The organism is Enterobacter sp. JUb54, from assembly GCF_014298075.1.
Classification (GTDB): Bacteria; Pseudomonadota; Gammaproteobacteria; order Enterobacterales; family Enterobacteriaceae; genus Klebsiella; species Klebsiella lignicola.
On record NZ_CP060418.1, the window covers coordinates 1,957,809 to 1,978,512 of the forward strand.

The window sequence follows — 20,704 nt, forward strand, 5'->3', positions numbered from 1 at the left end:
CTTGTTAACCAGCAAAGCCGGTTATGACGATAAATTACTGGCCACTCAGCACCCTCGCCGGGTCAATGCGGCTGGCGCGGCGGGCGGGATACCAGCTGGCCAGCAAACTCAGCAACAGTGCCGTCACCAGCACGTAAACGACGTCCAGCCAGTGCAGTTCAGACGGCAGGAAGTCAATAAAATAGATGTCGCCGGACAGGAATTTGTGCCCAATCAGATATTCGATCCCGTTAATCACCGATGTCAGCTTCAGCGCGCCAACCACGCCGATCGCCACCCCAATCAGGCTCCCGACCGAACCGGCAAGTAAACCATACCAGACAAAGATGGCGCGGATCAGGCCGTCTTTGGCCCCCAACGTGCGCAGGACCGCAATATCGCTGCTTTTATCTTTCACCGCCATCACCAGGGTCGAGACGATGTTAAAGCAGGCCACGCCGATCACCAGCACCATCGCAAGGTACATAATGGCGCGGATCATCTGAATATCACGATACATATAGCCGTACGTCCCGATCCAGCTCTTGATGTAAACGTAGCTGTTGGTCACTTCCCCCGCGTCACGCACCAGCGTATTGGCGTGGAAGACATCGGTGACTTTAATCGCAATCCCGGTGACGCTGCTACCCATATCCAGGTACTGTTGGGCATCGCTCATCGGGATCATCGCAAAACTGTGATCGAGCTGACCGCTTAACTGCAAAATCCCGGTCACATGCAAGCGGACGCGTTTAGGTTGCAGGAGCTGATGTTCGGAGTCGGAATTGGGGATCATAATCGACACCCAGTCGCCCTGCTTCACGTGCAGCGCATCCGCAACCCCTTTGCCCAGAATCACCTGCTGCTCGCCGGCTTTAAAGCTGGCCCAGGCGTTATTCTGGATATATTGCGGCAGCGAACTCAGGCGGCTCTCCTGTTGTGGATCAACGCCCTTCACCTGGATCGCGCGCATGTTGCTGCCGCTCTCCACCAGCCCGGTAAAGTTGATGTAAGGGGCGGCGGCCACGATGCCCTTCACCTTCTCAACTTTCGCCAGCGCTTCGTTCCAGTTGGTCCAGGGCTGTTTGACCGGCTCAATTTCGCCATGAGGCACCACCGCCAGAATGCGGTTATTCAGCTCACGTTCAAAGCCGTTCATCGCGCTGAGGCCGACGATTAATACCGCCACCCCGAGAGCAATGCCGATGGTCGAAATCACCGAAATCAGCGACACCATGCCGCCACGTCGCCGACCGCGGCTAAAACGCAGGGCAATCAATAACGATAACGGAGCAGTCATTACCTGGCCCCCATCAGGGTCAGTTCCGCGTTCAGGCGCCCGTCGCGCATCTCCAGCTGGCGGTTCATACGCTGTGCCAGTTGCAGATCGTGGGTCACCACCAGGAACGCAGTGCGCTGGGCAACGTTCAGTTCTCCCAGCAGCTGGAAAATACTGTCAGCATTGCGCGCATCGAGGTTACCGGTCGGTTCATCCGCCAGCACCAGACGCGGTTTGTTCACCAGCGCACGGGCGATGGCCACGCGCTGACGTTCGCCGCCGGAAAGCTCAGACGGGCGGTGGTGGCTACGGTGTTCGAGCCCTACCGCGTGCAGCATCGCTTTTGCCTGGCGCTCGATATCCGAAGCCTTCTGTTTGCCGATCAGCAGCGGCATCGCCACGTTTTCGAGGGCGGTGAAATCAGGTAACAGATGGTGGAACTGGTAGATAAAGCCCAGCTCGCGGTTACGCAGGTCGGCACGGGCGGCGGCTGAAAGCTGGCTCATCGACTGCCCGGAGAACACCACGTCGCCGGAGGTTGGCGTGTCCAGCCCGCCGAGCAGATGCAGCAAGGTACTTTTGCCGGAGCCCGAAGTCCCGACAATCGCCATCATCTCCCCTTCATTAATGCTGAAGCTGACATTGTGCAATACGTCCGTTTGCACGTTGCCTTCCTGATAGCGTTTGCACAGATTGTCGCATTGCAGCAGGATATTATTCATAACGTAAAGCCTCAGCGGGTTGAGTGGCGGCAGCGCGCCAGGAAGGATACAACGTAGACAACAATGCCAGCACCATGGCGACCAGGGCGATAATCGTGACCTGTAACGGTTCGATAGCCACCGGCAGCGCCGCGCCATCCAGGAACGCGCCGATCACCGGCATTAAATTATTTAACTGACTGGCAAGCAGCACGCCGAGGATCGCTCCCAGCAGCGCGCCGACGATCCCGGCGCTGGCGCCCTGGACCATAAAGACCACCATGATCTGCCGCGGCGTGAGCCCCAGCGTTTGCAGGATCGCCACTTCGCTTTGTTTCTCCATCACCATCATCCCTAAAGAAGTGATGATGTTAAACGCCGCCACGGCAACGATCAGGCTCAGCAGCAGCCCCATCATGTTTTTTTCCATGCGCACGGCCTGGAACAGCTCGCCTTTACGCTCGCGCCAGTCCTGCCACTTGGTTCCCTGCGGCAGCGTCTGCTGACTGAGGGTATCGACCTGCAGCGGCTGGCTGAGCCACAGGCGCCAGCCGGTAATATTCCCCAGTGGATAGCGCATCAGGCGCGAGGCATCGTCGATATTGGTCAGCATCTGGTAGCCATCCACTTCGCTATTGGCGGCGAAGGTTCCGATGACGTTAAACAGCCGCTGGCTGGGCACCCGCCCCATTGGCGTAAACTGGCTGGCAGAAGGCACCATCACGCGGATCTGATCGCCGCGATTCACCCCGAGCTGGCCCGCCAGCTGTTCGCCGAGGATCACGTTATATTTCCCGGCGGTGAGATCGCTTTGCTTGACGTTAACGAGGAACGGGGTGAGCGGATCTTTTTGTGCCGGGTCGATGCCCAGCATCACGCCCACCGCGACGCTGCGGGCGCTTTGCAGCACCACATCGCCGGTGGTGATCGGCGCCACGCGGGTTACGCCCTGTAATTTGACAGCGCTTTCCGGCAGTTGCTGAGGATTCACCGAGCCCTGTTGGGCGCTGAGGATGGCCTGCGGCATCAGCCCCAGGATGTTGTTCTGCAGCTCGCGCTCAAAGCCGTTCATAACCGATAGCACGGTGACCAGCGCCATCACACCGAGCGTGATGCCGATGGTGGATAGCCAGGAGACGAAACGACCGAAGCGGTCGGCTGCACGGCCGCGCATGTAGCGCAGGCCAATAAAAAGTGCGGCAGGTTGGTACATGTAATCCATCTGGTTGCTGATAGCCGATGCACGAGTATATATGTCATCACCCAACGCGTAAATCACTGAAACGGTAAGTTTTTGTCGCAGAGAGAAGAAAAAACAATGAAAAATCAACTGGATATTTGATTCCTCCGCGCTTATCTATCAGAATCTTTCCCCTGGATGCCCTCGCCTGCCGTCAATCGGGTTGGCGAATGCGGGTCAATCACGGATAATCATCATCATTGAATGTACGGTATCCACATAGAGCGAATCACGAAGGGATCCTGATAACAGCTATGTCTCAACACTATCGATACGCACTGCCGGTGAAGCCCGGCGATCAGCGGCACCTCGGCGAATTAACCGGTGCGGCCTGCGCCACTCTGGTGGCGGAAATGGCCGAACGCCACGCCGGACCGGTGATACTCGTCGCCCCGGATATGCAAAATGCCCTGCGTCTGAATGATGAAATCCGCCAGTTTACCGACAGCATGGTGATCGGCCTGGCGGACTGGGAAACCCTCCCGTACGACAGCTTCTCGCCGCATCAGGATATTATCTCTTCCCGCCTCGCCACCCTTTACCAGTTACCCACTATGCAACGCGGCGTGCTGATCGTGCCGGTCAGCACCCTGATGCAGCGCGTCTGTCCGCACAGCTTCCTGCACGGGCATGCGCTGGTGATGAAAAAAGGCCAGCGCCTGTCGCGCGATGGTCTGCGTACGCAGCTGGACAGCGCCGGCTACCGCCATGTGGATCAGGTGATGGAGCACGGCGAGTATGCTACTCGCGGCGCCCTGCTTGACCTGTTCCCGATGGGTAGCGAACAGCCCTATCGTCTCGACTTCTTCGATGATGAAATTGACAGCCTGCGCCTGTTCGACGTCGACAGCCAGCGCACGCTGGAAGAAGTGCAGGCCATCAATCTGCTGCCTGCCCACGAATTCCCGACCGATCAGACCGCCATCGAGCTGTTCCGCAGCCAGTGGCGCGATCGTTTTGAAGTGAAACGCGATGCCGAACACATCTATCAGCAGGTCAGCAAAGGCACGCTGCCGACCGGGATCGAATACTGGCAGCCGCTGTTCTTCAATGAACCGCTGCCGCCGCTGTTTAGCTACTTCCCGGCGAACGCCCTGGTGGTCAACACTGGCGATCTGGAAGCCAGCGCCGAGCGTTTTCAAAATGAAACCCGCGCGCGCTTCGAGAGCCGCGGCGTTGATCCTATGCGCCCGTTGCTGCCGCCAGAACTACTGTGGCTGCGGGTCGATGAGCTGTTCAGCGAGCTGAAAAAGTGGCCGCGCGTGCAGCTCAAAACCGAGCGCCTGGCCGAGAAAGCCGCCAACACCAACCTCGGTTATCAGACGCTGCCGGACCTCTCCATCCAGGCGCAGAGCAAAGCGCCGCTGGATAATCTGCGCCGCTTCCTCGAATCTTTTGATGGCCCGGTGATCTTCTCGGTAGAAAGTGAAGGCCGCCGTGAAGCCCTCGGCGAAGTACTGGCGCGCATCAAAATCGCCCCGAAACATATTCTGCGGCTGGAAGAGGCGAGCGGCAACGGCCGCTATCTGATGATTGGCGCGGCTGAGCACGGGTTTATCGATGGGCAACATTCGCTGGCGCTGATTTGCGAAAGCGACCTGCTGGGCGAGCGCGTGGCGCGTCGCCGTCAGGATTCCCGGCGCACCATCAACCCCGATACCTTAATCCGCAACCTGGCAGAGCTGCATGAAGGCCAACCGGTGGTGCACCTCGAGCATGGCGTAGGCCGCTATGCCGGAATGACCACCCTGGAGGCGGGCGGCATCACCGCTGAGTATCTGATGCTCATCTATGCCAATGATGCCAGGCTGTACGTGCCGGTCTCTTCTCTGCACCTGATCAGCCGTTACGCGGGCGGCGCGGAAGAGAACGCGCCGCTGCATAAACTCGGCGGCGATGCCTGGACCCGTGCGCGACAGAAAGCGGCGGAAAAAGTCCGCGATGTGGCAGCGGAACTGCTCGATATCTACGCCCAGCGTGCCGCAAAATCCGGTTTTGCCTTCAAACACGATCGCGAACAGTATCAGCTGTTTTGCGACGGTTTCCCCTTTGAAACCACTCCGGATCAGGCGCAGGCCATCAACGCCGTGCTCAGCGATATGTGCCAGCCGCTGGCCATGGATCGCCTGGTGTGCGGCGACGTTGGCTTCGGTAAAACCGAAGTGGCGATGCGCGCCGCCTTCCTGGCGGTTGAGAACCACAAGCAGGTCGCGGTGCTGGTGCCGACCACCCTGCTCGCTCAGCAGCACTTCGATAACTTCTGCGACCGTTTCGCCAACTGGCCGGTTCGCATCGAAATGCTATCGCGTTTTCGTAGCGCAAAAGAGCAGGCGCAGATCCTTGAGCAGGCGGCGGAAGGCAAAATCGATATTCTTATCGGAACGCACAAGCTGCTGCAAAATGAGGTCAAACTGCGCGATCTTGGGCTGCTGATCGTCGATGAAGAGCACCGCTTCGGGGTCCGTCACAAGGAGCGCATCAAAGCCATGCGCGCCGATGTCGATATCCTGACCCTGACCGCCACGCCAATTCCGCGAACCCTGAATATGGCGATGAGCGGAATGCGCGATCTTTCCATTATCGCCACTCCGCCGGCCCGTCGCCTGGCGGTGAAGACCTTCGTGCGCGAGTACGACTCGCTGGTGGTGCGCGAGGCTATCCTGCGTGAAGTGCTGCGCGGCGGCCAGGTGTACTACCTCTACAATGACGTGGAAAACATCCAGAAAGCCGCCGACCGTCTGGCGGAGCTGGTGCCGGAAGCGCGCATTGCCATTGGTCACGGGCAGATGCGCGAGCGCGAGCTGGAGCGCGTCATGAACGATTTCCACCACCAGCGGTTCAACGTGCTGGTGTGTACCACCATTATCGAAACCGGGATCGATATCCCGACCGCCAACACCATTATCATTGAGCGGGCTGACCACTTCGGTCTGGCACAGCTGCACCAGCTGCGCGGGCGCGTCGGGCGTTCGCATCACCAGGCTTATGCCTGGCTGCTGACGCCGCATCCGAAAGCCATGACCACCGATGCGCAAAAGCGCCTCGAAGCCATCGCCTCGCTGGAAGATCTCGGGGCCGGCTTCGCACTGGCCACCCATGATCTTGAGATCCGCGGGGCCGGGGAACTGCTGGGCGAAGATCAGAGCGGACAGATGACCACCATCGGCTTCTCGCTGTATATGGAGCTGCTGGAAAATGCCGTCGATGCGCTGAAAGCCGGGCGTGAGCCTTCCCTTGAGGATCTCACCAGCCAGCAGACCGAAGTCGAGCTGCGGATGCCGGCCTTGCTGCCGGATGATTTTATTCCTGACGTCAATACCCGCCTGTCGTTCTACAAACGGATTGCCAGCGCCAGGCATGAGCACGATCTGGAAGAGATTAAAGTCGAGCTGATCGATCGTTTTGGCCTGCTGCCGGATGCGGCGAGAAACCTGCTGGACATCGCTCGCCTGCGACAACAGGCGCAGAAGCTCGGCATCCGTAAGCTGGAAGGCAACGAGAAAGGCGGCGTGATTGAGTTCAATGAAAAGAACAACGTCAACCCGGTATGGCTGATTGGTCTGTTGCAGAAGCAGCCGCAGCATTTCCGCCTCGACGGGCCGACCCGCCTGAAGTTTATGCAGGACCTGGGCGAACGTAAAACCCGTATGGAGTGGGTACGTCAGTTTATGCGCCAGCTCGAAGAGAACGCCGCAGCATAAGCGTAATCACCTCAGGGATACGGTAACGCACGCCGTATCCCTGCCCTTTGGCCGCCGGTTTCTGTCATCCCCGGCAACCTTTACAAATGTTTTGCAATATACCAGGGTTTCCCCACATTCACCCACGCGATAATTCCCGTCTGTTTCCGCATAAAAAATAACCACTTATTTATTATGACTATTTCCGTATCGCGTTTATCTCTCTGGCTGGCAGCGATGGCCGTCGCCGTCGTCATGGCGCTGCCCGCCCGCGCCAATACCTGGCCGCTACCGCCGGCGGGCAGCCGCGTCGTGGGGCAGAACCAGTTTTACGTCGTGCAGAATAACGGCGGTTCACTGGAGGCTATCGCCAAGCGCTACAACGTCGGATTCCTGGCCTTGCTGCAGGCCAATCCTGGCGTCGACCCATTTGTGCCGCGGGCCGGGAGCGTCCTGACCATTCCGCTACAGACCCTGTTACCCGATGCGCCGCGTGAAGGGCTGGTGATCAATCTCGCCGAGCTGCGCCTCTATTATTACCCACCGGGTAAAAACGAGGTTACCGTCTACCCTATCGGTATCGGCCAACTGGGGGGCGATACGATTACGCCCACCATGGTCACCACCGTTTCCGACAAGCGCGCCAACCCGACCTGGACGCCAACCGCCAACATTCGGGCCCGCTATAAAGCGATGGGGATAGACCTCCCTGCCGTGGTGCCTGCCGGGCCGGAAAACCCGATGGGACATCACGCCATTCGCCTCGCGGCCTACGGCGGTGTCTATTTGCTGCATGGTACCAATGCTGATTTTGGTATTGGCATGCGCGTCAGCTCCGGCTGCATCCGTCTGCGCGATGATGACATCAAAACGCTGTTTGACAAGATTACCCCGGGCACCAGAGTCAACATCATCAACACGCCGATTAAGGCCTCCGTTGAGCCGGACGGCACGCGTCTGGTGGAGATCCATCAACCGCTGTCCAAACATCTGGATGACGATCCGCAAACCCTGCCGATCGTTCTGAACAGCACAATGGAGAGCTTTAAGCAGTCACCAGCGACCAACCAGGACGTCATGAACCACGCCATGGAACTGCGCTCAGGCATGCCGATTAACGTGACCCGCCACCATGTGGCGCACGAGCAAGCAATGTAAGGGCAATCGGTCGGATTACCGACATAAAAAAAACCGCCTGCAGGTAACCTGACAGGCGGTTTTTTTATGGATATCTAACAAACAAGATAACGCGAAAGGTCGACATGCAGCGGTCTCATAAAGGGGTGAAGACCGCCTCACGTCTGTGGCATAGCAAGGAACATCTTACAGCGTACTGCTCGCGAGCTGATAAAGGGGTCAGGCTCGCGTGTTGTCAGTGGCATGACAGGGGTAACACAAACTTATTTATAGATAACAGCTGTTCCGTGCAGGGTGTTCGGGCCCGTGACGGAAGTGATACGGAAAGAGGTAGCGCCCATTTCTTCCGCTTTTTGTGCCAGCTGATCTTCCAGAGAACCTAAGTTGGTGCCAGCGGTCGCGGAAACGGTACCAATTTTGTGTTGGTTAGCTGGAGCGGATTGCACTTCAACAGCAGCAAAACTGGCGAAAGAGAGAGAGCTCAGCACAGCGGCCAGCGTCAGAGTTTTGATGGTTTTCATGATTATTATACCTATGCAGATGATTTTAGTAGGGTCGCAAGAATTAACTTAACGATCGATAGGTAAATATTAATGTGATCCATATCACACGTCAAATCATTTTTATAACGATCGTTTATTTATTTATAAACAACTTAAAATTCATATATATATGAATTATTTATTTTTGCGGGTTCGGCGCTGGTAGGTTGCGGCGTTTATTTTTATAATGCCCACTCAACAAACCAACATAGGTACAGCGGCACCATGACAACTGACGTTCGAAGTTGCACAAAAAAAAGCCGTGGCCGACCAAAAGTGTTCGACAAGGAAGCGGCGCTGGATAAGGCCATGGCACTTTTCTGGCAGCACGGCTACGAGGCAACTTCTCTTGCCGATCTTGTAGAAGCGACCGGGGCAAAGGCGCCGACGCTGTATGCGGAGTTCGTCAACAAAGAAGGGTTATTCCTGGCGGTACTCGACCGTTACATTTCGCGTTTCGCCGCCCGGCACGAAGCGGTGCTGTTTGACGAGGATAAATCTGTCGACCAGGCGTTGCGCGACTACTTCACCGCCATCGCGACCTGCTTTACCAGCAAAGATACGCCGGCGGGCTGTTTTATGATCAACACCTCTGCGGCGCTGGCGGCCTCATCAACCGATATCGCCAACACCATCAAATCGCGCCATGCGAAGCAGGAGCAGACCCTGGCCCAGTTTCTGCAGCAGCGTCAGCTGCGCGGCGAGCTTGCGGAAAATGGTGACGTCCAGCAGCTGGCGCAGTTTTTAAACTGCGTTTTACAAGGGATGTCTATCAGCGCGCGCGAAGGCGCCGACTTCGAGAAACTGATGCGCATCGCCGACACCACATTGCGGCTGTGGCCGCAAATCCTTCAGCACTAATCTGCGCTGCCACCCGGTGACACTCGCCACCGGGCCTTCACGTTCTCCCCTCCAGCTTTAACCTTATTTTTATTAATGTTTTCATATTATTAAGTCGTTATTTTGTTGTAAATGATATTGATAACGATAATCAATGTGTGCAAAATTCGCATTTGCTTTTCAAAATATTTCAGTCTGTAACCACCGGCGCGTCTGCCCCGGAATAACAAAAACAACGCTGTAATTACTCATAAAAGGAATGCGAATGAACACGCGTCTCTGGGTGCTTAACCCACTGCTGCTGGCTACTGCCCTGCCCGCGTTTGCCGCTCAGGTCGATGAAGAAAACATTATCGTGAGTGCCAACCGAACCCATCGCACCGTCGCCGAAATGGCGCAAACCACCTGGGTTATCGAAGGTCAGGAAATTGAACAGCAGGTGCAGGGCGGCAAGGAGTTTAAAGACGTTCTGGCCCAACTGATCCCCGGCATTGACGTCAGCAGCCAGGGACGCACCAACTACGGCATGAACATGCGTGGCCGGGCCATCGTGGTACTGATTGACGGCGTGCGCCTTAATTCATCTCGTACCGACAGCCGCCAGTTGGATTCTATCGACCCGTTCAATATTGAACACATTGAAGTGATTTCTGGCGCCACCTCTCTGTACGGCGGCGGCAGTACCGGCGGCCTGATCAATATCGTCACCAAAAAAGGCCAGCAGGAGCGCCAGGTGGATCTGGAGCTCGGCGGTAAAACCGGTTTTGCCAACAGCAACGACCATGACGAACGGGTGGTGGCGGCGGTCAGCGGCGGAACCGATCACGCTTCCGGGCGTTTATCGGTCGCCTATCAGCGCTTCGGTGGTTGGTATGACGGCAACAACGATGCGCTGATCCTCGATAACACCCAGACCGGCCTGCAGCATTCTGACCGCCTGGATGTCATGGGCACCGGGACGATTAACATCGACGAAAACCGCCAGCTGCAGCTGGTGACGCAATACTACAGAAGCCAGGGCGACGATTACGGCCTCTATCTTGGCAAAAATATGTCGGCGGTCACCGGCGACGGGAAGGCCTACACCACCAACGGGCTGGACTCCGACCGCGTTCCCGGTACCGAACGTCATCTGATTAGCCTGCAATACTCCGACGCCGATTTCTACGGCCAGAACCTGGTCAGCCAGATCTACTACCGCGACGAGTCGCTGAGCTTCTACCCCTTCCCGACCCTCAGCAAAGGCCAGGTCAGCAGCTTCTCCTCCTCAAAACAGGATACCGATCAGTACGGGGCGAAAATCACCCTCAACAGCCAACCGCTTGACGGCTGGGACCTGACCTGGGGGCTGGATGCCGATCACGAGACCTTCAACGCCAACCAGATGTTCTTCGACCTTAACACCTCGATGGCATCCGGCGGCCTGCACAACGACGCGATTTACACCACCGGCCGCTATCCGGGCTACAGCATCACCAACCTGGCGCCGTTCCTGCAAAGCAGTTATGACCTCAATGAGATCTTCACCCTGAGCGGCGGCGTGCGCTACCAGTGGACGGAGAACCGGGTCAACGATTTTGTCGGCTATGCCCAGCAGCAGGACGTGGCCAACGGCAAAGTCAACTCGGCCGATGCCATTCCAGGCGGCAAAACCGATTACGATAACTTCCTGTTTAACGCCGGGATTGTTGCCCACCTCACCGACCGCCAGCAGACCTGGTTTAATTTCTCGCAAGGGGTCGAGCTTCCGGATCCGGGGAAATACTACGGCATCGGTAAATATGGCGCGGCGGTAAACGGCAACTACCCGCTGCTGTCGAGCGTCAACGTCGGCGACTCGCCGCTGCAGGGGATCAAGGTCAACTCCTACGAGCTGGGCTGGCGCTACACCGGCGATAACCTGCGCACGCAGCTGGCGGCGTATTATTCCACCTCAGACAAAACTATCGTCGTTAACCGCACCGATATGACCATCGACGTGCAGTCTGACAAGCGACGCATTTACGGGGTGGAAGGCGCGGTCGACTATGCCTTCCCGCAGAGCGACTGGAGTACCGGTGCGAACTTCAACGTCCTGAAATCACAGGTGAAGACGGACGGCAGCTGGCAGAAATGGGATGTCACCCTCGCCTCACCATCGAAAGCCACCGCCTGGGTCGGCTGGGCGCCGGATCCGTGGTCACTGCGCGTACAGACTCAGCAGGTCTTCGATCTGAGTGATGCCAGCGGCAACAAGCTGGATGGCTACAATACCGTCGACTTTATCGGCAGCTATGAACTGCCGCTGGGCAAGCTGACCTTCAGCATTGAGAACCTGCTGAATGAAGATTATGTCACCATCTGGGGTCAACGAGCGCCGCTGCTGTATAGCCCGACCTACGGCAGCAGTTCACTGTATGAGTACAAAGGACGCGGACGCACCTTTGGTCTGAACTACGCCCTGAGCTTCTGATAAAAAAAGCCCCCCAGCCTGAACGGATGGGGGGCTTATGGTGAATGGCATCTTTTTTACGCTTTATTGTTCAGAATTAACTGGCCGTTGTTGTCCAACGGAATTTGCGTGCCGGGATCGCGATCCATGCGGATTTTGCCCTGCTGACCACCAATTTTATAAGTGACGTCGTAACCCAGCATTTTATCCGACTTATCGTACACCGTTTTGCAGCGCTGCTGCGTTGTGGTGTAGGTATCGCCTTCCTGCATCGCGCCCTGGATCTGGTTGCCGGCATAGCCGCCACCCAGCGCGCCCGCGACGGTCGCCACGCTACGACCGCGACCGCCACCAAACTGGTGACCGATGACACCACCCGCCACGGCGCCCAGCACCGAACCGGCAATGCGGTTTTCATCCTGCACCGGACGACGGTGGGTCACGGTGACGTTACGACACTCCTGACGCGGGGTTTTCACCGTCTCTTTAATGGGGGTGCTGGAAACCACCTGGGCATATTGCGGGCCGCGATCTAACACGTTCAGACCAGCGACGGCTGCTACGCCCAGCGCGGCAGCGACGCCAATCCCTATACCCGCCAACATTGATTTATTCACGGGACATCCTCCCTTGTTGCTGATAACCCTAATTTTGCGATCGCGCAGGGAACCTTGCAAATGAGAAAGCGGATGAAAAATGCGAGAAGCAGCGGCAAATAGCGGGGATTCAGAGGAATCTGAGACGATATAGCGAGCAAAGCAGATGGATATTCTGGAAATAACCCGGCGCATCGACGCTTCGCCGGGTTATCGCTCCGGACAGACCTGTGGGCCTGCTCCGGACGCTGAGACTTCAGGACATTAGTGCAGTTTCAGACGCGGGCGAATAATACGGTTGATACGCCCTACCAGCATCATCAGCCCGGTTTTGCAGTACCCGTGCAGCGCAATCTGGTGCATGCGGTACAGCGAGATGTAGACGAAGCGCGCGATACGCCCTTCCACCATCATCGAACCGCGCATCAGGTTACCCATCAGGCTGCCGACCGTCGAATAGTTGGAGAGCGACACCAGGGAACCATGGTCTTTATAGACGTAGGATTTCAGCGGCTTGTCTTTCATCTGCGCCAGAATATTGTTCAGCGCGCAGGTAGCCATCTGATGCGCAGCCTGCGCACGTGGAGGTACGAATCCACCTTCCGGGCGCTCGCAGGAGGCACAGTCGCCGATGGCATAGATGTCCGGGTCCAGCGTGGTCTGCAGGGTTGGCTGCACCACCAGCTGGTTAATACGGTTGGTTTCCAGACCGCCGATCTCTTTCATAAAATCAGGCGCTTTGATCCCCGCAGCCCAGACCATCAGGTCGGCATCGATAAACTCGCCATCTTTGGTGTGCAGGCCGTTGGCGTCGGCGCTGGTTACCATGGTTTTGGTCAGCACGCGCACGCCAAGCTTGGTCAGTTCGCTATGCGCCGCGCCGGAAATACGCGGCGGCAACGCCGGCAGAATACGCTCGCCGGCTTCCACCAGCGTCACGTTCAGCGCTTCGTTGGTCAGCCCTTTGTACCCGTAGCTGTGCAGCTGTTTCACCGCATTATGCAGCTCAGCAGACAGCTCAACGCCGGTCGCCCCGCCGCCGACGATAGCGATATTCACTTTACCGTTAGCACCCAGGTTGGCGGAGTACTTCAGGAACAGGTTCAGCATTTCCTGATGGAAACGACGCGCCTGGTGCGGGTTATCAAGGAAAATGCAGTTTTCTTTGACGCCCGGAGTGTTGAAATCGTTGGAGGTACTGCCCAGCGCCATCACCAGGGTGTCATACGGCAGCTTACGTTCCGCCACCAGCAGATCGCCCTTCTCGTCACGTAATTCCGACAAGGTAATGGTTTTGGCTTCACGATTGATATCCGCCACCGAACCCAGCTGGAACTGGAAGCCGTGATTGCGGGCATGAGCCAGGTAGCTCAGCGCATCGACACCTTCATCGAGTGAACCGGTCGCCACTTCATGCAGCAACGGCTTCCATAAATGGCTATGGTTACGATCGACCAGCGTGATTTTCGCTTTTTTATGACGTCCCAGCTTTCTCCCCAGCTGAGTCGCCAGTTCCAGCCCGCCAGCGCCGCCACCTACGATGACGATTCTTTTCAATGGTGTAGTCACGAGACCCCCTAAAATTATTAACCAATTGTTAATTAAAAGTTATAAAAATAGCTCTTATTTAACAACAAGTTACAGCAGTGAAACCATTCAGCGATATTGAGAATACCATGAACGGGTCATTGGTCATACCAAAATTGATATGCATCAAGTTTTACCGCATGTTTTTTGAGCGGGCAATAAAAATGGCATAAAAAAACCCGCTGTATGGTCATACAACGGGTTGTGGGGAGGGGTCAGCCGAGGGTCTTAAAGGCTTTTATACGCTGCAGATGCGGTGAGATATTTTTGAATTTATGGGTCTGCTCGTTATCCCAGATTATCTCATAGTAGTGATGCAGCAGGTCGGCGGAACGCTGGCTGTCCAGCGCCTCATCCTGACGAGAGAGGATCACCAGGCAACGGTCGCGATTTTTTTCGCGGAAGTTGTTCACGCATTTGGTGCCGATATCCGCGTACTCTTCAGGCCGGTCAATCTTGCCTTCCATGTTTTCAGCCGGAAACAGATTAGGGTTGAAAACCGCCTGACGGATATCGCACAGAAAGCCGATCCGCTCAGCCCAGTAACCGCCCAACCCGACACCGCAAATCAGCGGCCGGTCGTCGGTATTGAGCTGCAGCATTTTGTCGACCTCTTTTAACAAATGCTGCATATCATGTTTCGGGTGCCGCGTGCTGTAACTTATCAGGCGCACATCGGGATCGATAAACTGCAGCTGGAGCACCTTTTCATGGTTGCCGGGGCTGTTTGAGTCAAAACCGTGTAAATAGATAATCATCGCATCCTCACCAGACTTCAGGTCAATTACGCAGACTTCGCCTCTTGCCAACGCGCGTGGAGCTGTTCCAGCTGCGCATTAACCGTCTTCCAACGGGCAGAATCCCTTAACTCCTGACGGGTAAATGAACCTTTATGATACAATTTCGTAACACGCTCTGCTTTGATCGGCGACAGGTTATCCAGCACGCTGACCGCACCCTTACGATTATTGCAGACCAGGATCATATCGCAACCGGCATCCAGAGAAGCCTGCCCGCGTTCAGCATAGCTGCCCATAATCGCCGCGCCTTCCATCGACAGGTCGTCCGAGAAAATCACCCCGTCAAACCCCAGCTCGCCGCGCAATACCGTCTTCAGCCAGTGTGCCGAACCGCTGGCCGGGCGAGGGTCGACGTCGCTGTAGATAACGTGTGCCGGCATAATGGCATCGAGGCGGTTTTCCGCCACCAGGGTGCGAAATACCGCCATATCTTTAGCTCGGATCTCCGCTTCTGCGCGCGGGTCACGCGGCGTCTCTTTATGGGAATCGGCGGTCACCGCGCCGTGTCCCGGGAAGTGTTTGCCGGTGGTTTTCATGCCCGCGTCGTGCATCCCGTCAATAAAGTGACGGGCAATGGCCAACGCTTTCTGCGGATCCTCATGATAGGACCGCTCGCCAATGGCGGCGCTGATATGCCCGACGTCCAGCACCGGCGCAAAGCTGATATCAATGTCCATCGCAATCATTTCGCTGGCCATTAACCAACCGGCCTCGGTCGCCAGGGCGCCACCGGCTTCCATCCCCAGCAGCGCGGCAAAAGATTGCGCGGCAGGCAGACGGGTAAAGCCTTCACGAAAGCGCTGAACGCGGCCCCCTTCCTGATCGACCGCGACCACCAGATGGTTGCGTGAAGCCTCGCGGATCTGGCGCACCAGTTCCCGCAGCTGCGCCGGATCGTGGTAGTTGCGGGTGAACAAAATCAAGCCGCCTACCAGTGGATGCGCCAGAATCTCGCGCTCTTCTGCATCCAGTTCAAACCCTTCGACATCCAACATTACCGGACCCACACTGACCTCTCTTATCCGTTTATTCTTTGTCTAACTGACACCATGTTTCATCTGCCAGCGTGATAAATTGCCGGTCGCCGGTCTGCTGCCAACGACGCTCATACCAGCCCGCCATCAATAAGATGACCCACGGGCGCCAACGTTGAACCTGTCGCCACAGCTGGCGCTCATCAATACGCGCCAGCCGGGCATAATCGCGCACCAGCTGGCGATGCACCTCAGGGGCGATCCATACCGCCGCCAGCTCCAGCGCGATATCGCCATCGCCTGCATATTCCCAGTCGATCAGCCGCAAGGTCGTTCCGGCGTGGACGATATTGCCGGCGTGCACGTCCATATGTAACGGCGCCAGACGCAGAGGACGAGGCTCACCGCGCCGCAGCAAACGTCGATGCCAGCGCAGCCAGAATGGCGTCCGCCGCGCGCTATCGCCTTGCTGCCAGTAGCGCGTAAGCAGTGGCGCCAGCGCGATGCGCCAGCCCAGACGCGGTTGCTGGTGCAGATGATACAGTAATCCTGCCAGCTGCGGACTGCCCGGCAGCGCGCTTTTTATCTCGCCCGCGCAATAATCCACCACCATCCAGTTCGGCGAATAAAAACGCGGCGCAGGAACGATGGTCACCGGCAGGCGAGACAGCGTGCGGTACTGACGAAGGAAGTCGCTGGCGGGGGCTTCAGGGTCGTGCGGCTGGCGAAGCACCAGCCGTTTGACGCCATCGCTGATAATACAACTGCCGCCGCTCAGGCCTTGCTGGCCCGGGTCGGCGACAGGTGAATAGCGGGGAAAATAGCGCGACAGTACCTCGTCGCGCGTTAGTTTATTGTTGCTGAACTGCACCTTTACCTGACCAAATAATCTCGCCAGTTTGCACCAGCATCAGCTGCATTTTCAGCTCCGGCGAATTGACGTTGCCGGTGGCGTTAGAGTACAGCACGTACTGCGCGCCGACGGTGCGGGCAATGCCCATCGCTTTACTGCGGCTGCCAAGGCTATCCTGCGGCGACAAACCAAGCTGCTGTTTTGCCACGTTCAGTTGCTGCGCGGAGACCAGGGTAAATTTGCCATTGCCGCTCAGGGCATTGCGCAGTGCGCTGGTGGCGTCGGCAGCGTTGAGGGAACCGTTGGTACGGTTATTCACGCTGTCGACCAGCAGAATGCTCCCGGCATTGACGCCACCGGCCTGCAGCATTTGCGCCGCCAGCGGTTGAACCGCGGCATTCCAGTCGTAATGACGCACCCGCGGTGCCGGCTGTGCCGGTTGCTGCTCGTGTTCAATCGGCCCCGGCTGTTCAGGAATAGTCGGCACGGACGGTACCGTCGGAACCGTTGGCTGAGGCTGAGCGGGTTGCTCAGGCTTCGGCTGCGCCTCCTCGACGGGAGCGGGCTCTTGACGTTGCCCGACGCACCCAGCAAGGAATATCGCCAGTGCTGTGATTAACGCATAGCGACACATTTTAATCATTACAATTACCCCTTACAGATAAAGATAAAGGCGGGCTTTGTGCGCCCCCAGAAGATTTGCGCTGCCGTATAAGGTGACGGAAGAGCGTGCTGGCACCGTGATGCTACGAGCCGGCTCCAGCGGATGCATTTCCAGCCCTCGTGCGTCATACCAGAAGAAGCGGTAATGCACGACGATCGGCTCCGACCGTTCATTAAACAGCCGGGAGGTGGCGGTGGCCTGAATCTCAGACGCGGTGACCGACGGTGGATCGGCGCTGATACCCGCCGCCAGCACGTTGGATTCCATCACCAGCGTCTGCTGTTCACCTACCGGGATTTCCGCATGTGAACCGCACCCGGCCAGGAGTACCGCCGCCAGAAGTGTGCCGAAATGAGCTGCGCGCATCGATTAACCTTTGTGTGCCAGCATCGGACCCAGCGGGCGACCGCCCAGCAGGTGCATGTGGATATGGTAAACTTCCTGACCACCGTGGCGGTTGCAGTTGACGATCAGGCGATAGCCGTCGTCGGCCAGACCCTCGTCACGCGCAATTTTCGCGGCAACGGTCATCATGCGGCCCAGCGCCAGTTCATGTTCAGTGGTCACATCGTTGACGGTCGGAATCAGGATATTGGGGATGATCAGAATGTGGGTTGGCGCCTGAGGGGAAATATCGCGAAATGCGGTCACCAGTTCGTCCTGATAAACCATATCCGACGGGATCTCCCGGCGAATGATTTTGCTAAAAATCGTTTCTTCTGCCATGACTGATTCCTTATAAATTTTTATACCGTGCTCTGGCCTGCCTCTGCAGATAAACGCGGATGCACAGGATTCGCCTAAGAGTATGAGCGAGTTACTCCCTCTCTTTCAACCTGATTGCGCTTTTTCTTATGCCACAACGCCGCTGGCTGCTGGCGGATTAAGCATATCGTGGGTGATGACCTTTCAGCTGGCGTGCTGACGCGCGTTGTTGAGAACTTTTCTTACGCTTGTTTACACATTAAATACTAATGCGTATATTTCTCATTTGTATTCATTAAGAATGCAGTGCGCTTTAACACAACGATGACCGTGGCCGCAGAGCCCCGGCGCATAACAATAACCATTCGATTAAGGGTTCATGATGTCTCCCACTCTCCATTCCGGGGAATGGCGCCTCGCGCCTTCCCTGCTGGCTGTCGGCATTGCGCTGGCGCTGCACCCCTCCCTCAGTTCCGCCGCCGACAACACTGAAGATACTATTATTGTAGAAGGCACAGCGGACACCAGCGCTGAGGCGCAGCAGCAGGATTACAGCGTCAAAACCACCACTACCGGCACCAAACTGCTGTTAGTGCCGCGGGATATCCCGCAATCCGTCAGCGTCATCAGCCAGCAACGCATGGAAGATCAAAACCTGCAGACCATCGGCCAGGTGCTGAGCAACACCACCGGGATCACGCAGCAGGTGCAGGATAGCGACCGTACGGTCTTTTATTCCCGCGGTTTTTTTGTCAGTAACTACGCCTACGACGACCTCCCGACCTCCATCAGCGAAGTATGGAACTTTGGCGATACCACCACCGATACCGCGATTTATGACCGTATCGAAGTGGTGCGCGGCGCCACCGGCCTGATGAGCGGCTCCGGCAACCCATCGGCCTACGTCAATATGGTGCGTAAACACGCCGATAGCCGTGAGTTCAAAGGGAATGTCTCCGCCAGCTACGGCAGCTGGGACAAGCAGCGCTATGTGCTGGATCTGCAGGCGCCTCTGGTCGAATCAGGCAACGTGCGTGGACGCATGATTGCCGGCTACCAGGATAACGACTCCTGGGTCGACAACTATCACTACCGCAAGAAATTCCTCTACGGCGTGGTAGATGCCGACCTCACCGACAGCACCACCCTGTCACTGGGCTATGAGTATCAGGAAAGCACCACCGAAGACCCAACCTGGGGCGGACTGCCGACCTGGTATAGCGATGGCAGCAAAACCCATTACAACCGTAGCGATACCGTTGCGCCGAACTGGGCATACTCCGATAAAGACAGCAAAAAGGTGTTCGCTAACTTCACCCAGCGCTTCGATAACGGCTGGGAAGCGCACATTAACGGTATGCACACCGAGACAAACTTCGATACCAAAATGATGTACATGTACGGTTACCCGGATAAGGACACCGGAAATGGCATGGTGGGATACGGCGGCTGGAACCGCGGCGAACGTAAACAGGACGCGGTTGATGCCTTCCTGCGCGGGGGCTTTGACCTGTTTGGCCGCCAGCACGAAATGATGATCGGCGGCAGCCTCAGCCGTCAGCGCAACCACTACGATAACTCGCTCCCGGATTCGCTGTACGGGATGGTTGATGTCGGCAGCTTCCGTAACTGGAACAGCAATATTGCCGACCCGCAGTGGACCGACTGGCAGCTATACAGCAAGGACGACATTCGTCAGTCATCGGCCTATACCTCGGCCCGCTTCTCGCTGGCCGACCCGCTGCACCTTATCCTTGGCGCCCGCTATACCAGCTATAACATTCGTTATAACCCTGCCGGTTCGCCGCAGACGCGTCTCGAGAGCACCAAAGATGACGTGACCCCGTATGCCGGCGTGGTGTATGACATCAACGACGCCTGGTCGGCCTATGCGAGCTACACCTCGATTTTCCAGCCGCAGGATAAGCGTGATGCCAACGGTCGTTATCTCGACCCGACAACCGGGAAAAGCTACGAAGCTGGCGTCAAAGCCGACTGGTTTAACACCCGCCTGACCACCTCGCTGGCTATCTTCCGCATCGAGCAGGATAACGTGGCCAACAATACCTATACCTACCTGCCGAGCGGCGAGTCTATCTATGAGTCGCTGGATGGCGTGGTCAGTAAAGGGGTGGAGTTCGAGTTGAACGGCGCGCTGACCGATAACTGGCAGCTCACCTTTGGCGCGACCCGCTATGTCGCCGAAGACAAGAGCGGTAATGCGGTGAGTTCTGACCAGCCGCGCACCACCATGAAGCTGTTCACCCGTTATCAGTTGCCGATGATGCCGGAGCTGACCGTCGGTGGTGGGGTTAACTGGCAAAGCAAGATCTGGAATGATGTGAGCGGCGGGCCAAACGGTCGGGATTACATTGATCAAGGCAGCTACGGCCTGGTGAATCTCTTCAGCCGCTATCAGGTGACCAAAAACTTTGCTCTGCAGGCGAATATCAACAACCTGTTTGATAAAGAGTACTACGACTATGTCGGCTCCTACCTGGTGTACGGCGCCCCGTTGAACGTCTCGGTGTCAGCCAGCTACGATTTCTAACCTTCCCTCTCCCGGGCCGACATCGCGCCCGGGTCTCCACTTTATTTCAGGCAATAGGGATAGGAGCTGATCTCACGATCAGCCTCCTCCCACACCACCGTACGTACGGGTCCGTATACGGCGGTTCAGCTATGTTTATCGTCGC

Annotated in this window: 17 protein-coding genes; 5 read left to right on the forward strand and 12 right to left on the reverse strand. The window is 57.0% G+C overall.

All coding sequences use genetic code 11. The features are described 5' to 3' along the window. Window positions 1-34: 34 nt before the first annotated feature. From lolE to lolC, 3 genes are read right to left on the reverse strand one after another with little or no spacing between them, the layout of a single operon-like run. Window positions 35-1,279 carry a lipoprotein-releasing ABC transporter permease subunit LolE gene (gene lolE, locus HF679_RS09030; protein ID WP_187042894.1) on the reverse strand — a complete coding sequence of 415 codons (1,245 nt, stop codon included), beginning with the start codon at window positions 1,277-1,279 and terminating at the stop codon, window positions 35-37. Continuing rightward, a complete protein-coding gene (lolD, locus tag HF679_RS09035; RefSeq protein ID WP_123753844.1) occupies window positions 1,279-1,980 on the reverse strand; it encodes a lipoprotein-releasing ABC transporter ATP-binding protein LolD in 702 nt (233 codons plus the stop codon). Before lolD ends, lolE begins: the two co-directional genes overlap by 1 nt. Next, window positions 1,973-3,172 carry a lipoprotein-releasing ABC transporter permease subunit LolC gene (gene lolC / locus HF679_RS09040; RefSeq protein ID WP_123753843.1) on the reverse strand — a complete coding sequence of 400 codons (1,200 nt, stop codon included), beginning with the start codon at window positions 3,170-3,172 and terminating at the stop codon, window positions 1,973-1,975. Before lolC ends, lolD begins: the two co-directional genes overlap by 8 nt. Before the next feature lie 281 nt (window positions 3,173-3,453). On the opposite strand from lolC, the gene mfd reads away from it, so the two are divergent. Together mfd and HF679_RS09050 are read left to right on the forward strand one after the other, a co-directional pair. Beyond that, window positions 3,454-6,900 carry a transcription-repair coupling factor gene (mfd, locus tag HF679_RS09045; protein ID WP_187042895.1) on the forward strand — a complete coding sequence of 1,149 codons (3,447 nt, stop codon included), beginning with the start codon at window positions 3,454-3,456 and terminating at the stop codon, window positions 6,898-6,900. Between the two features lie 174 nt (window positions 6,901-7,074). After that, window positions 7,075-8,037, forward strand: coding sequence for a L,D-transpeptidase family protein (locus HF679_RS09050; RefSeq protein ID WP_187042896.1), 963 nt, complete (start codon window positions 7,075-7,077; stop codon window positions 8,035-8,037). 242 nt (window positions 8,038-8,279) lie between these two features. Here the strand turns inward: HF679_RS09050 and bhsA are convergent, their stop codons facing one another. Next, a complete protein-coding gene (gene bhsA, locus HF679_RS09055) occupies window positions 8,280-8,537 on the reverse strand; it encodes a multiple stress resistance protein BhsA (protein ID WP_123753840.1) in 258 nt (85 codons plus the stop codon). A gap of 246 nt (window positions 8,538-8,783) precedes the next feature. Between bhsA and HF679_RS09060 the strand changes: the two genes are divergently transcribed. Together HF679_RS09060 and HF679_RS09065 are read left to right on the forward strand one after the other, a co-directional pair. Further along, window positions 8,784-9,419 carry a TetR/AcrR family transcriptional regulator gene (locus HF679_RS09060; RefSeq protein ID WP_187042897.1) on the forward strand — a complete coding sequence of 212 codons (636 nt, stop codon included), beginning with the start codon at window positions 8,784-8,786 and terminating at the stop codon, window positions 9,417-9,419. Between the two features lie 244 nt (window positions 9,420-9,663). Continuing rightward, window positions 9,664-11,850, forward strand: a complete 2,187-nt coding sequence (locus HF679_RS09065) for a TonB-dependent siderophore receptor (RefSeq protein WP_187042898.1) — start codon at window positions 9,664-9,666, stop codon at window positions 11,848-11,850. Window positions 11,851-11,906: 56 nt separating this feature from the next. Here the strand turns inward: HF679_RS09065 and HF679_RS09070 are convergent, their stop codons facing one another. The 8 genes from HF679_RS09070 to hinT form a co-directional block, all read right to left on the reverse strand. Continuing rightward, window positions 11,907-12,446, reverse strand: a complete 540-nt coding sequence (locus tag HF679_RS09070; RefSeq protein ID WP_123753837.1) for a glycine zipper 2TM domain-containing protein — start codon at window positions 12,444-12,446, stop codon at window positions 11,907-11,909. A 243-nt stretch (window positions 12,447-12,689) separates the two neighbouring features. After that, window positions 12,690-13,994 carry an NAD(P)/FAD-dependent oxidoreductase gene (locus HF679_RS09075; RefSeq protein ID WP_174510064.1) on the reverse strand — a complete coding sequence of 435 codons (1,305 nt, stop codon included), beginning with the start codon at window positions 13,992-13,994 and terminating at the stop codon, window positions 12,690-12,692. 233 nt (window positions 13,995-14,227) lie between these two features. After that, window positions 14,228-14,770, reverse strand: a complete 543-nt coding sequence (gene ycfP, locus HF679_RS09080; protein ID WP_154143625.1) for an alpha/beta hydrolase YcfP — start codon at window positions 14,768-14,770, stop codon at window positions 14,228-14,230. A 26-nt stretch (window positions 14,771-14,796) separates the two neighbouring features. Further along, complete coding sequence (gene nagZ, locus HF679_RS09085) at window positions 14,797-15,807, reverse strand: beta-N-acetylhexosaminidase (RefSeq protein WP_154143624.1); 1,011 nt, start codon at window positions 15,805-15,807, stop codon at window positions 14,797-14,799. Window positions 15,808-15,838: 31 nt separating this feature from the next. Beyond that, window positions 15,839-16,657 (reverse strand): thiamine kinase, encoded by an 819-nt coding sequence (thiK, locus tag HF679_RS09090; protein ID WP_187042899.1) that lies wholly within the window; start codon window positions 16,655-16,657, stop codon window positions 15,839-15,841. Beyond that, window positions 16,638-17,273 carry a penicillin-binding protein activator LpoB gene (gene lpoB / locus HF679_RS09095; RefSeq protein WP_174510096.1) on the reverse strand — a complete coding sequence of 212 codons (636 nt, stop codon included), beginning with the start codon at window positions 17,271-17,273 and terminating at the stop codon, window positions 16,638-16,640. The genes thiK and lpoB overlap by 20 nt, the downstream gene beginning before the upstream one ends. Window positions 17,274-17,294: 21 nt before the next feature. Further along, window positions 17,295-17,669: a YcfL family protein gene (locus HF679_RS09100; RefSeq protein ID WP_123753831.1), complete on the reverse strand. Its 375-nt coding sequence runs from the start codon at window positions 17,667-17,669 to the stop codon at window positions 17,295-17,297. Window positions 17,670-17,672: 3 nt separating this feature from the next. Then, window positions 17,673-18,029 carry a purine nucleoside phosphoramidase gene (gene hinT, locus HF679_RS09105; RefSeq protein WP_123753830.1) on the reverse strand — a complete coding sequence of 119 codons (357 nt, stop codon included), beginning with the start codon at window positions 18,027-18,029 and terminating at the stop codon, window positions 17,673-17,675. Window positions 18,030-18,387: 358 nt separating this feature from the next. Here hinT and fhuE point away from each other — a divergent pair, with 358 nt between their 5' ends. Beyond that, window positions 18,388-20,559, forward strand: a complete 2,172-nt coding sequence (fhuE, locus tag HF679_RS09110) for a ferric-rhodotorulic acid/ferric-coprogen receptor FhuE (RefSeq protein ID WP_199733649.1) — start codon at window positions 18,388-18,390, stop codon at window positions 20,557-20,559. The last annotated feature ends 145 nt before the right edge of the window (window positions 20,560-20,704 follow it).